Annotated in this window: 13 protein-coding genes and 1 pseudogene; 6 read left to right on the top strand and 8 right to left on the bottom strand. The window is 72.1% G+C overall.

Going from position 1 to position 12,232, the window contains the following annotated elements; translation table 11 throughout:
• The first annotated feature begins 103 nt into the window (after positions 1–103).
• On the top strand, positions 104–541 hold the full coding sequence (locus BN1555_RS21695; RefSeq protein WP_093800941.1) for a MarR family winged helix-turn-helix transcriptional regulator: 438 nt from the start codon (positions 104–106) through the stop codon (positions 539–541).
• A gap of 144 nt (positions 542–685) precedes the next feature.
• Complete coding sequence (locus BN1555_RS21700) at positions 686–1,096, top strand: VOC family protein (RefSeq protein WP_093800942.1); 411 nt, start codon at positions 686–688, stop codon at positions 1,094–1,096.
• Between the two features lie 85 nt (positions 1,097–1,181).
• Here the strand turns inward: BN1555_RS21700 and BN1555_RS21705 are convergent, their stop codons facing one another.
• From BN1555_RS21705 to BN1555_RS21725, 5 genes are all read right to left on the bottom strand, one after another.
• On the bottom strand, positions 1,182–1,946 hold the full coding sequence (locus BN1555_RS21705) for an SDR family NAD(P)-dependent oxidoreductase (protein ID WP_093800943.1): 765 nt from the start codon (positions 1,944–1,946) through the stop codon (positions 1,182–1,184).
• A 92-nt stretch (positions 1,947–2,038) separates the two neighbouring features.
• Positions 2,039–2,623, bottom strand: coding sequence for a TetR/AcrR family transcriptional regulator (locus tag BN1555_RS21710; RefSeq protein ID WP_093800944.1), 585 nt, complete (start codon positions 2,621–2,623; stop codon positions 2,039–2,041).
• Between the two features lie 32 nt (positions 2,624–2,655).
• Positions 2,656–2,985 (bottom strand): nitrite reductase small subunit NirD, encoded by a 330-nt coding sequence (gene nirD / locus BN1555_RS21715; protein ID WP_093800945.1) that lies wholly within the window; start codon positions 2,983–2,985, stop codon positions 2,656–2,658.
• Positions 2,982–5,501 (bottom strand): nitrite reductase large subunit NirB, encoded by a 2,520-nt coding sequence (gene nirB / locus BN1555_RS21720; protein ID WP_093800946.1) that lies wholly within the window; start codon positions 5,499–5,501, stop codon positions 2,982–2,984. The genes nirD and nirB overlap by 4 nt, the downstream gene beginning before the upstream one ends.
• 1 nt (position 5,502) lies before the next feature.
• Positions 5,503–6,903 (bottom strand): NAD(P)/FAD-dependent oxidoreductase, encoded by a 1,401-nt coding sequence (locus tag BN1555_RS21725; protein ID WP_093800947.1) that lies wholly within the window; start codon positions 6,901–6,903, stop codon positions 5,503–5,505.
• A 334-nt stretch (positions 6,904–7,237) separates the two neighbouring features.
• On the opposite strand from BN1555_RS21725, the gene BN1555_RS21730 reads away from it, so the two are divergent.
• A complete protein-coding gene (locus BN1555_RS21730) occupies positions 7,238–8,023 on the top strand; it encodes a sulfite exporter TauE/SafE family protein (RefSeq protein WP_093800948.1) in 786 nt (261 codons plus the stop codon).
• 60 nt (positions 8,024–8,083) lie between these two features.
• On the opposite strand, the gene BN1555_RS21735 is transcribed toward BN1555_RS21730, so the two are convergent.
• From BN1555_RS21735 to BN1555_RS21745, 3 genes are all read right to left on the bottom strand, one after another.
• The gene (locus tag BN1555_RS21735; RefSeq protein ID WP_093800949.1) at positions 8,084–8,716 is read right to left on the bottom strand and encodes a class F sortase; all 633 of its coding nucleotides are present in this window, start codon (positions 8,714–8,716) and stop codon (positions 8,084–8,086) included.
• 130 nt (positions 8,717–8,846) lie between these two features.
• Complete coding sequence (locus BN1555_RS21740; RefSeq protein ID WP_093800950.1) at positions 8,847–9,416, bottom strand: hypothetical protein; 570 nt, start codon at positions 9,414–9,416, stop codon at positions 8,847–8,849.
• Between the two features lie 255 nt (positions 9,417–9,671).
• The gene (locus tag BN1555_RS21745; protein ID WP_093803547.1) at positions 9,672–10,499 is read right to left on the bottom strand and encodes an aminotransferase class IV; all 828 of its coding nucleotides are present in this window, start codon (positions 10,497–10,499) and stop codon (positions 9,672–9,674) included.
• 223 nt (positions 10,500–10,722) lie between these two features.
• Here BN1555_RS21745 and BN1555_RS21750 point away from each other — a divergent pair, with 223 nt between their 5' ends.
• The 3 genes and pseudogenes from BN1555_RS21750 to BN1555_RS21760 all read left to right on the top strand — a co-directional run.
• Entirely contained in the window at positions 10,723–11,367 is a 645-nt protein-coding gene (locus tag BN1555_RS21750; RefSeq protein ID WP_093800951.1) for an NADPH-dependent FMN reductase, read from the top strand.
• Positions 11,368–11,382: 15 nt separating this feature from the next.
• On the top strand, positions 11,383–11,664 hold the full coding sequence (locus tag BN1555_RS21755) for a 6TM ABC transporter family protein (protein ID WP_176710094.1): 282 nt from the start codon (positions 11,383–11,385) through the stop codon (positions 11,662–11,664).
• Positions 11,628–12,192, top strand: a pseudogene (locus BN1555_RS21760) (ATP-binding cassette domain-containing protein); the annotation flags it as partial. The gene BN1555_RS21755 and the pseudogene BN1555_RS21760, both read left to right, overlap by 37 nt.
• Positions 12,193–12,232 lie beyond the last annotated feature (40 nt).

The following is a 12,232-nucleotide window of genomic DNA, read 5'->3' on the forward strand; positions in this document are numbered from 1 at the left end:
GTGTACTGACTAATTTCTCGTCGAGGCCGTACAATTCCACCGAGTTGCGCCCACGTCAATGACTCAGTACACAGAGCATCACCCGCGATGGCAGGAGGCCCGCATGGCTGCGGTCGATCTGAGCACCCACCCCGGGCACCTCGCCCGGCGGCTGCAGCAGGCGCACACCCTGCTGTGGACCACGATGGTCTCGGAGGAGACCACGTCGCCGCAGTTCGCCGTGCTCAACGCGCTGGCGGAGAAGCCGGACATCGACCAGCGCACCCTGAGCGGGCATGTCCACCTCGACCGCTCGACCATCGCGGACCTGGTGGCGCGTCTCGGCCGGCGCGGCCTGCTGGAGCGGGAGCGCGACCCGCAGGACGGCCGGCGCAGCGTACTCAGGCTGACGGACGAGGGCGCGGCGGTGCACCGCAGGCTGGTCACCCGGACGACTCGGATGAACCGGGTGTTCCTCGCCCCCCTCGACGAGGGGGAGCAGGAGGCGCTGCTGCGGCTGATCGGCCGGGTCGCGGACGCGGCGGAGGAGCTCCGCGCGTAGTCCCCCGGTGCCCTCGATTCTTTTCTCTGCGATTTTCCGTTCGAGCGATGAGTTTCGCGCGGGGCCCGGGTCTACCCCTGCACATGGCAACGACGGCACCATGGCGGCGCCGCGCCGCCGACGAGAGAAGAGAGAGCACGGCTCATGCCTCAGATGATCTTTGTGAACCTGCCGGTGAAGAACCTCGACACCACGAAGTCCTTCTTCGGCAAGCTCGGGTTCTCCTTCAACCCGCAGTTCAGTGACGACCAGACCGCCTGCCTGGTGATCAGCGACACGATCTTCGTCATGCTGCTCGCCGAGCCGCGCTTCAAGGAGTTCACGAAGAAGGAGATCGCGGACACGAGCCGGACCACGGAGGTCCTGCTCGCGCTCAGCGCCGACAGCCGGGAGAAGGTCGACGAGCTGGCCGACGCGGCCCTCGCGTCCGGCGGTTCCCCTGCGAACGAGCCCCAGGACAACGGCTTCATGTACGGCCGTTCCTTCCAGGACCCCGACGGGCACACCTGGGAGGTCGTCTGGATGGACCCGTCGGCAGTCGGGGACCAGGGTTGAGCGGCGGATCGTTCGCCGCGCCGTTCGGCGCCCGGGGCCGCGGCTTCGTGGCCGCGCCCCGCTGCCGCATGCGGCCGGGAGGCCGTCAGGCAGAGGCGCCTCCGTCGATGACGAGGTCGCTTCCGACGACGGAAGCGGCGTCGGCGGAGGCCAGGTACAGCACGGCGGCGGCGACCTCGTCGGTCGACGAGACCCGGCCGAGCGGCGACTCGTCCTTCATGCGGACGGCTCGTTCCGCCTCGCTCTCGCCGGGCCGCAGCGACATGGCGGTGGCGGTGGCGCCCGGGCTGACCGCGTTGATCCGGACTCCGTCCTGGACGTGGTCGAGGGCGGCCGCGCGGGTCAGCGCGGAGACGGCGGCCTTGGAGGCGAGGTAACCGGCGACGCCGGGGATGCGCCGGTGGGCGCCGAGGTTGGAGGAGATGTTGACGATCGCGCCGCCGCCTTCCTGGGTGCGCATCACGTCGATCTCGGCCTGCATGGACAGGAGCACGCCCGTGACGTTGACGTCGAGGAGCGTGCGCCAGTCGTCCTCGGACAGCTCGGCGACGGGCCCGCCGCCCCGGAAGACGCCGGCGTTGTTGACCGCGACGTCGAGGCTGCCGAAACGCTCGACGCTCTCGCGGACGAGCGCCCTGACGTCTTCGGAGCGGCTGACGTCGGCGGTCACCGCGACCGCGCTGCCGCCTGCCTGCCGCACCAGTGCGACGGTCTTGTCGAGGGACGCGGCACCGCGCCCCGCCGCGACGACGTTCGCGCCTTCGCGGGCGAAGGCGAGCGCGAGGGAGCGGCCGATGCCCGAGCCTGCCCCGGTGACGAGGGCGGTCTTGCCGGAGAAGCGAGCAGTCATGGTCTGTCCGTCCTTTTATTGGAACGAGCGTTCTGTTATGAGGGTGTAAAAAGAGACGCCCTCAGGGGCGTCTCGAAAACGGATCGTGCGGCTCAGTCGAGAAGCGTCAGCGCCTGCTCGGCCGCGTCCCGCACCCTGGCCGGGTCGCTGGACGCCTTGCCGACCACCCGCAGCCCCTGCGTCAACACGAGCAGCATGCGGGCGAGCGCCCGCGGATCGCGGTCCTCGGGCAGCTCGCCCTGGGCCCGTGCCCGTACGAGCGCGGAGTGCAGCAGGGTCTCCAGGTGTTCCCAGTTCACCTCCACCCGGCGGGCCGCCGAGTCGTCGTGCGGGGCCAGCTCGGCGGCCGTGTTGGTGATGAAGCAGCCGGTCAACCGCTTCTCGTCGGAGGCGGACTCGCTGGCGAACCGGCGCAGCAGCGCCCGCACGGCCGGCAGTGCGGGGCCCGGCGGGGAGAGCTCGCCGAGCAGGCGCGGGTTGTGGGAGGCGGCGTACCGGTCGAGGGCCTTCAGGTAGAGCTCGTGCTTGTTGCCGAAGGTGGCGTAGAGGCTGGCGCGCCCGATGCCGAGGTGTTCGACGAGGTCCGCCATGGACGTCGCTTCGTAGCCGCGCCGCCAGAACAGCTCCAGAGCTGCCTGCAGCGCGGTGTCGGGATCGAATTCCTTGGTCCTGGCCACGTCATGGACCGTAGCTTTATTGGAACGATCGGTCAACTGGCTTGGACGCGGACGTCGAACGTCTGCACCATGACCGACTCGTCGTCCAGGCAGTGCCCCGTCTCCAGGTCGAAGCGCTGCTTGAGCAGGGGCGACGCGACGAAGGGACGGCCGTTCGCGGACCCCGTCAGGCCGCGGGACAGGACCTGGGCACCGGAGAAGGGGTCGCGGTTGTCGATGGCGTACGGGCGTCCCGCGCGGTCCGTGAACAGCGCTGCCTGACGGCCGTCGGGCAGCAGGGCCGCCACGCCGCGCCCGGGCGTGAGGGCGGACAGTTCGCAGGCGGTGAACCAGGAGTCTTCGATGCGCAGTTGCAGGGTCATCCGGCACGGGTCCCTTCGAGGGTGAGAATGGTCAGGTCCGGCTTCATCTGGTCGCGCTCGGGAACGAACCGTACGGACGGGTCCGGCGCGTCGGGCGCGTTGACGAAGGACACGAAGCGGGACAGCCGCTCGGGGTCGTTGATCGTCTCGGCCCATTCGTCGCGGTAGCCGGAGACGTGATCGGCCATCAGGGCTTCCAGCTGTTCGCAGATGCCGAGGGAGTCGTGGACGACCACGTCCCTGAGGTGGTCCAGGCCGCCCTCCAGGCGCTCCAGCCAGGTGGAGGTGCGCTCCAGGCGGTCCGCGGTGCGGATGTAGAACATCAGGAACCGGTCGATGAGGCGGACGAGTTCCGCGTCCGACAGGTCCTGGGCGAGGAGATCGGCGTGACGCGGGGTCGCGCCGCCGTTGCCGCCTACGTAGAGGTTCCAGCCGTTCGCGGTGGCGATCACACCGAAGTCCTTGGACTGCGCCTCGGCGCACTCGCGCGCGCACCCCGAGACCGCCGACTTCAGCTTGTGCGGGGCGCGCAGGCCCCGGTAGCGCAGCTCCAGGCCGATGGCCATCCGGACGCTGTCCTGGACGCCGTACCGGCACCACGTCTGTCCCACACAGGACTTCACCGTCCTGAGGGCCTTGCCGTAGGCGTGACCCGACTCGAAGCCGGCGTCGACCAGACGCGTCCAGATCAGGGGGAGCTGGTCCACGCGGGCGCCGAAGAGGTCGATGCGCTGGCCACCCGTGATCTTCGTGTAGAGACCGAAGTCGCGGGCCACCTCGCCGATCACGATCAGCTTCTCGGGGGTGACCTCGCCACCCGGGATGCGCGGCACGATCGAGTACGAGCCGTTGCGCTGCATGTTGGCGAGGAAGTGGTCGTTGGTGTCCTGGAGGGCGGCCTGTTCTCCGTCCAGGATGTAACCGCCGCTGAGGCTGGCCAGGATGGAGCCGACCGTCGGCTTGCAGATCTCGCAGCCGTCGCCGCCGCGGGCCGCCTCGCGGCCGTGCGAGTCGAGAAGCTCGGCGTACGAGGTGATCCGCAGGGTGCGGACGATCTCGTACAGCTCGGAGCGCGTGTGCGGGAAGCAGCCGCACAGGCCCTTGTCGCCGGTCTGGGGGAGCAGCTGGCCGATGAGCTTCACGCAGCTGCCGCATCCCGTGCCCGCCTTGGTGCACTTCTTCACCTCGGGGAGCGACGAGCAGGCGGTCACCGCGCCCTTGGTGACGTTGTGGCAGTTGCAGACGACCGCGTCGTCGGGGAGGGCGGACGGGCCGAGGGTGACCTGGCCGCTGCCGGCCGGCGCGATCAGCTGCTCCGGTGCGACGGGCGGTACGGAACCGGTGAGCGGCCGCAGCATCGCGTACGCGTCGGCGTCGCCGACCAGGACGCCGCCGAGGAGCGCGCCGTCCGGGCTGATCACCAGCTTCTTGTAGACGCCGGAGCGCGAGTCGGAGTACGTGACGTCCAGGCAGCCCTCCGCGTGGCCGTGCGCGTCGCCGAAGGACGCCACGTCCACGCCGAGGAGCTTGAGCTTGGTGGACATGTCCGCGCCGGTGAACGCCCTGCCCGCCTCCCCGGCCGTCGCCGCGATCGTTTCGGCGGCGGTCTCCGCCATCTCGTAACCGGGTGCCACTAGGCCGTACACCCGGCCGTCCGACGCCAGCGCGCACTCACCGATCGCGAAGACGGCGGGGTCGGACGTACGGCACTGCTCGTCGACCGCGATGCCGCCCCGCTCGCCGACCGACAGGCCGCAGTCCCTCGCGAGCTGGTCGCGCGGCCGCACGCCCGCCGAGAAGACGACGAGGTCGGTCTCCAGCGTCGAACCGTCCGAGAGGGACATGCCGTTGACGGCTCCGGTGGCGTCGGTGGTGACGGCCTGGGTGCCGACGCCCGTGTGGACCGTCAGCCCCATGTTCTCGATCGTACGGAGAAGGGCCGCGCCGCCGCCCTCGTCGACCTGGACGGGCATCAGCCGGGGGGCGAACTCCACCACGTGCGTGGCGAGTCCGAGACCGCTCAGCGCGCCCGCCGCCTCCAGGCCCAGCAGCCCGCCGCCGACGACCGCTCCCGTGTGCGCCGTTTTCGCGTACGCCTCGATCGCCAGGAGGTCCTCGATGGTGCGGTAGACGAAGCAGCCTTCCGCGTCCTTCCCGGGAACGGGCGGTACGAAGGGGTACGAACCAGTGGCGAGGACGAGCGTGTCGTACACGAAGGTCCGACCGGCGCGCGAGGTGACGGTGCGCGTCTCGCGGTCGATGGCCGTCGCCGGGTCGTCGAGGTGCAGCTCGATGCCGTGCCGGCCCACGAAGTCCGGCTCGCCGAGCGCGAGTTCGTCCGGGGTGCGGCCCGAGAAGTACGAGGTGAGCTGGACGCGGTCGTACGCGGGGCGCGGCTCTTCGCACAGGACGACGACGCGGGACCTGCCGGTCACGCCCCGCTCCGCGAGGGCTTCCAGGAAGCGCTGGCCGACCATGCCGTGGCCGACGACCACGATCGTGGGGGGTGTGGACATCTCAGGCGCCTCCAAGCAGATGGAACAACGGGGTGGAGGGGAGCGGTTCGTCGCCCTCCCAGGTACGGGCGAGCTCGCCGACGGCGCCGAGATCGCCCAGGAGGATTCCGCCGATCAGCCGGTCCCCGCGAACGACGACTTTGCGGTACGCGCCACGGGTCGCGTCGGTGAGACGGACGACGTCGTCGCCGGGGAGGGGATTGGTCTCCCCGAAGGCGGCGAGGTCGAGCGGCCCGGTGGCGGCGAAGGCGGCAGCGGCGGTGGCAGTGGCGGCGTCGGGGCCGGTGGTGCCGTTGCTGTTGCCGCTGAGGGTGAGACGGGTGAGGGCCCGGGTGCCGGTGTAGCGGGGCGGGGGACCGCCGACGGGGCCGTGGACGGAGATCGCGGGCCCGGCTGTGGCTGCCGCTGTGGCGACGGCGTGGTCGGCCGACGGGGTGGCGGGCGGTGCGGCCGGGTGGGAGGACAGCAGCAGCGCGGCCAGGATGTCGGCCTGTTCGAGGGCGGGGCCCGCGAGACCGTAGACGCGGCCGTCGTGCTCGGCGCAGTCGCCGATGGCGCGGATGCGCGGGTCCGAAGTGCGCAGCTCGTCGTCCACGACGATGCCGTGCCGCACCTCCAGGCCCGCGGCCTGCGCGAGGCCGACCCGGGGGCGTACACCGCAGGCCAGGACGACGAGGTCCGCATCGAGGGCGTAGCCGTCGGCGAGTTCGACGGCCCGCACGGTCCCGGCCTCGCAGCGCAGGCCGCGTACCCGGCACTCCGTGTGGACCTCGACGCCCAGTGCTTCCAGGTGGCCGCGCAGCAGCTCGCTCGCGGCCGGGTCGAGGTGGCGCTGCATGAGGTGTTCGCCCTGCTGGGCCAGTACGACCTGGGCGCCGCGTTCCGCGAGCGCGCGGGCCGCCGAGACGCCGAGGAGGCCGCCGCCGATGACGACGGCGCGGGTGCCGGTGCGTACGGCGGCGGCGAGTGCCAGGCAGTCGTCCAGCGTACGGAAGGGATGGACACCGTCGGGGAGCTCGGCGCCGAGGCCGCGCAACGGCGGCAGGACCGGGTTCGAGCCGGTCGCGAGGACCAGCGTGCCGTACGGGACGACGCTGCCGTCGTCGCACTGCACCACGCGCTCGGCGCGGTCGATGCGGACCACCCGCACCCCGCGCCGCACCGGAGTCCCGGGCAGCGCGATGACGTCGGGGCCGTAGCGCCCGGCGAGAACCTCGGCGAGCAGCACCCTGTTGTACGGGGCGTGGTCCTCCTCGCCGATGACGGTGACCGCCGACGCGGTCGGCACGGCTCCCCCCGCCGGTCCTGCCGGCCCGGCCGCCGGGAGTGGCCGGCGGGTCAGCTGCCGGGCCAGCCGGGCACCTGCCGTCCCGCCGCCGATCACCACGATGTCCTTGCTCATGACCGCAGCCTGCGGGGGCGGTGTTACCCGGCCGCATCCCGTCTGTTTCCCGGGGGGAACACTGCGCTCAGCACACCTCGCCCCCCGCTGTGAGGGACTGGGACTGGGACTGGAGGGCGACCGGGGACGGGGTGGACCGGAGCCTGGACTTCCGTACGGACGCCATGGAACCGTGCCTGCGCGCCCGGCTGCCCGGACGCGTGGACACCGCACAGCAGACACCGGCGGCTCCGGCCGCCCCCGGCCGGGCGCCCTCCGCCGGAACCTCGGATGCCACTCAACTCTGCGGGGGTCGACGGGCGCCGCACCCGCCCCCTCCCTTAAGGTCGCGATCATGCCCGACATATCGCTGACCACGCTTGTCGTCCTGTGTCTCGCCGCGGCCGCGGCCGGCTGGATCGACGCGGTGGTGGGCGGGGGAGGACTACTGCTCCTGCCGGCCCTGCTCCTCGGCCTGCCGCACGTACCCGCCGCGCACATCCTCGGCACCAACAAGGCGGTGGCCATCGTCGGCACATCGGGCGCGGCCGTGACGTACCTCCGCAAGACACCGGTGGAGGTGGGGACGGCGGTACGGATCGGGCTCACGGCCCTCGCCGGTTCCATGCTGGGCGCGTTCTTCGCCGCCGGGATCAGCAGCGACGTACTGCGCCCGGTCATCATGGTGGTGCTGCTCGCCGTCGCGGCCTTCGTGCTCCTGCGCCCCTCCTTCGGCCGCGCCGCCGCCGACGGGGCGAAGGCACCGGCCACCCGGGCCCGTACGGTCACCGCGATCGTCCTCGTCGGCGGCGGCATCGGCTTCTACGACGGCCTCTTCGGACCCGGCACCGGTACGTTCCTGGTGCTGGCCCTGACCGCCGTGCTCCACCTCGACCTGGTCACCGCCTCCGCCAACGCCAAGATCGTCAACGTCTGCACCAACGCCGGCGCGCTCGCGATGTTCGCGTACCAGGGGACGGTGCTGTGGCAGCTCGCCGCGCTCATGGCGCTCTTCAACCTGGCGGGTGCCATGGCGGGCGCGCGGATGGCGCTCAGGAAGGGCAGCGAGTTCGTGCGCGGGGTGCTGCTGGTGGTGGTCTTCTCGCTGGTCGCGAAGCTGGCGTTCGACCAGTGGACCTAGGGCGCTGGGAACATCGGGGACACTGGGGGCATCGGGGACATCGGCGGTGCCGGGGCGGGCTCAGCGCACCGCCGTGAGGTGCGCGTACGCCACCACGTTCCCCTCGTAGCCGGTCTCCTCCGAGAAGGCGCCGCCGCAGGTGATCACCCGCAGTTCGGCGCGCCCGGAGGCCCCGTACACCCGCTGCTCGGGGAAGTCCTCGTTGTCGTACACCTCGATGGCGTCGATCGTGAAGACGGCGGTACTCCCGTCCCTGCGGTCCACCTCGACGGTGTGGCCTTTTTTCAGCGCGCCGAGGTGGTAGAAGACGGCCGGCCCCCGCGCGTTGTCGACGTGCCCGACGACGACCGAAGCGCCCTCGGCACCCGGCGGGGTGCCGTCCTCGTACCAGCCGGCGACATTGCGGTTCGCGGCCGGTGGTACGTCGAGACTGCCGTCGGGGCCCAGACCCAGGCGCATGACGGGGGCGTCCACCCGGACGGCGGGTATCCGGATCCGTACGGGCTCGGAGGGCCGCAGCGGTTCTGCCGACGGGGCCGCGCCGCTCGCGACATGCCGGGGGGACCCGGCGGCGAACGCCTCGGCGGACGACGGCCGGGGCGGGGCCTGCCCTTCGACGCCGTTCTGGATCAGCCACAGCCCGGTGCAGACGGCGATGGCGACGAGCCCGCCCTTCGTGCGCCGGTCCGTCATCGGTGATCGCCCTCCAGTCCGAAGTCGTCGGCCCGCCGGGGCGCACGTCCCGCGTGCCCCCGCCCGGCTCGGGGTCGGGGCGGAGACACGCGGAACTCCGGCGGTACGGGCGGCAGCAGGGGCCGGCCCGTCAGCTGTCCCGCGTGCCGCTCGCCCGGCGACGCAGGAGCCAGGTACCGCCGACGGCGGTCGCGGCCAGCACGGCCGCACCCGCCGCGATCTGGGTGGTGTCCGAGCCGGCGGACCCGCCGACACCGGTCTTGACGTGGCCCTTGGGGTGGGCGGGCCGGTGGGTCGGGGGGTGTGCGGGGTGCTTGGGGTGCCCGGGGGCGGGAGTGGATCCCGCGGTCACGGTCAGGACCCCCTGGGCGGTGCTGCCGTTGTCGCAGGCCACCGCGATGTCGTAGCTTCCGGGCAGGGTGTCCGCCGGGATCTCGAACTCCCCGGTGACGACCTCTTTGTGCGTGGCGGGCCGGAGAGGGAAGTCGCCCGCCCCCAGGGCGTTGGCATCGCCCGTGCCACCGCTGTCGGAACCGCAGGCGGTGGTGTTCACCGTGATGGTGGTGCCGGGGCCCGCGCTCGCCGGATACACCTCCAGCGTGTGCTCCGGGGCGTCGTTCCCGGCGTGCGCCGGACCTGCGCCGAGGCCGGACACGGCGGCCGCCAGTGCGGTGCCGGCCAGCAGAAGTGCAGGGCGCATGGTGATCCTCCCGGACGCGTGGGTACGGCACTGCCTCCGAGATAACCGGCGGTACGCGCCCGGCGCCTGCTGACGCCGGGTCAGATCGGCTGTCCCGCCCGCGTGCCGCGTCGTGCATGCGGAGTGTTCGCCCAGGTCAGAGCCGGGACGGCGGGAGGCCGGGCGGTCCGTCCCGCGCCGCGCCCCGAACGGGTGACGGGGAGGCGGTACGCCGGTCCGTGCCCGCCGGTGCCCGCCGGCCGACCGGACCGGCCCTCAGACGCGGTCCCAGGGCGTCGCCTCGTACACCGACACGACCCTCTTCATCAGCTCCTCGTCGACCGCGAGCTCCACGTCGTCGATACGCCGCACCGGTGCGACGCCCTGGGAGTTCGTGACGAACGCGGCCCGGTAGCCGGCGAGGCCGTCCAGCGTCACCGGTCCCCGTACCGACGGCAGGCCGCCGGACTCCGGAAGACGGGTTTCGAGCAGGGCCATGGTGATGCCGTGCAGCGACGGCGCGTCGGGCCAGACGACCGAAGTGCCGTCGTAGAAGGCGATGTTGGCGATCGCGCCCTCCGCGACCACCCCGCCCGGGCCGGTCAGCAGCGCGTCGTCGAAGCCCGCGCGCCGCGCGATCCGGCCGTAGTGGGTCTGGGCGAAGCCGCCCAGGTGCTTGATGTGCGGGAAGGGACGTTCGTACGGGACGGACATCAGGGCCTGCGGTGCCGGAGGCATGGTGACGGGCGGCCGGACGGTGACCATCAGGGTGGCGGCCTCCGTCTCGGGGGCCCGGAACACGTACACCCGCACCGCGCCGTCCCGGACCCCGGCCCCGTCGAGCGCGTGCCGCACCCGCTCGCGCACCAGTTCCCCGTCGAGTCCGGCGCCGAACACCTCCCGGGTGGCGGCGTCGAGCCGCGCGAGGTGCAGGTGGAACCCGCGCACCCGGCCGTCCCTGACCTGCATCGCGGTGAAGTGCGCGTAACCGCCGTACAGGGTGGGGACGAGGAGGTCGTCCGCCGTGGTGGCCCTGCGGCCGTCGACCTCGATGTGAGGCGCGGCGGACGTGGGAGACGCGGAGGGGGTGGTGGGTGTGGTCATGTGCTCACCGTAGGGGGGTGCCCAGTCCTCGATCGGCCGGCGGGCGGCAGGATCCGTGCCCGTGTCCGTGTCCGTGCCCGGCAGGCAGGCAGGCAGGCCGCTGGAGCGGAGGTGACGCGGCGGAGCGTGCCACGGCTGTGCGGTGCTCGCGTTCCGGGCGAGCCGGAACATGGTGGCAAGAGGAGCTTGACCTCAACCCCACTTGACGTACGAGTCTTTGCGCATGGACATCACGACGCATGAATCCGCCCAGGTCAGCCCCCTCGTCGACGCCGCGGCCCCCGCCTCCGGGCAGCCGCTGCGCGTCGCCGTCATCGTGGCGAGCAACCGCGAGGGCCGCTTCGCCCCCGTCATCGCCGACTGGTTCGTCTCCCGGGCCGCCGAGCACGACGACCTCGACATCGATGTGATCGACCTGGCCGGCATCGACCTGCCGACCGCCCTCTCCCCCAACCCGTCCGACGCGACCAAGGCCGTCCTCGCCCAGGTCTCCCCGCGCCTCGCCGCCGCCGACGCCTTCGTCGTCCTCACCCCCGAGTACAACCACTCCTTCCCCGCCGCCCTCAAGAACCTCATCGACTGGCACGGCAGCGAATGGCACGCCAAGCCCGTCGGCTTCGTCTCCTACGGCGGGATGTCGGGCGGCCTGCGCGCCGTCGAGCAGCTGCGCCAGGTCTTCGCCGAGATGCACGCCACCACCATCCGCGAGACCGTCAGCTTCCACGGACCCTGGGGCCAGTTCGACGAGGACGGGCAGCACAAGGACCCGGCCGCCGCCAACACCGCCGCCAAGGCCCTGCTCAACCAGCTCACCTGGTGGGCCCACGCCCTGCGCGACGCCAAGGCCCTCCGCCCGTACACCGGCTGAGGGCACTGGCACGCCATGCTGATCCGGCTGCTGCGCGCCCAGCTGCGCCCTTACGCGCGGACCACCGCCCTGGTCGTCGTGCTCCAGCTCGTCCAGATCCCCGCCACCCTCTACCTGCCCACCCTCGACGCCGACATCATCAACAACGGCGTCCTCACCGGTGACACCGGTTACGTCCTGTCCACCGGAGGCGTCATGCTCGCCGTCACCCTCCTCCAGATCCTCGCCGCCGCGACCGCCGTCTTCTTCGGCACCCGCGTCGCATCACCCTCGACGGCACCGACATCGCCGCCATGACCCGTGAAGAACTGCGGTCCGGCATCGGCATGGTCCTCCAGGACACCTGGCTGTTCGGCGGCACGATCGCCGACAACATCGCGTACGGCGTCGCCGGAGACGTGCCGCGCGAGCGGGTCGTCGAGGCGGCGATGGCGACGTACGCCGACCGCTTCGTCCGCACCCTGCCCGACGGGTACGACACGGTGATCGACGAGGAGGGCGCGAACCTCAACGCGGGCGGGAAGCAACTCCTCACGATCGCCCGCGCGTTCCTCACCGAACCCTCCGTCCTGATCCCGGACGAGGCGACCAGCTCGGTGGACACCCGCACCGAGGTCCTCATCCAGCGCGGTGAACTCCCTACGCATGGGCCGCACCTCCTTCGTCGTCGCCCACCGGCTCTCCACGATCCGCGACGCGGACGTGATCCTGGTGATGGAGGACGGCGCGATCGTCGAGCAGGGCACGCGCGACGAGCTCCTGGCGGCGGACGGCGCGTACGCCCGGCTGCACGCCTCGCAGTCCGCGGCGGCGACGGCGGCTTGAGTGCGGGTACGGGAGCGGGGCGTACGCGTCCGTGCGTTCG

Origin of the sequence: Streptomyces sp. Wb2n-11 (assembly GCF_001049855.1) — a bacterium.
GTDB lineage: Bacteria > Actinomycetota > Actinomycetes > Streptomycetales > Streptomycetaceae > Streptomyces > Streptomyces altiplanensis.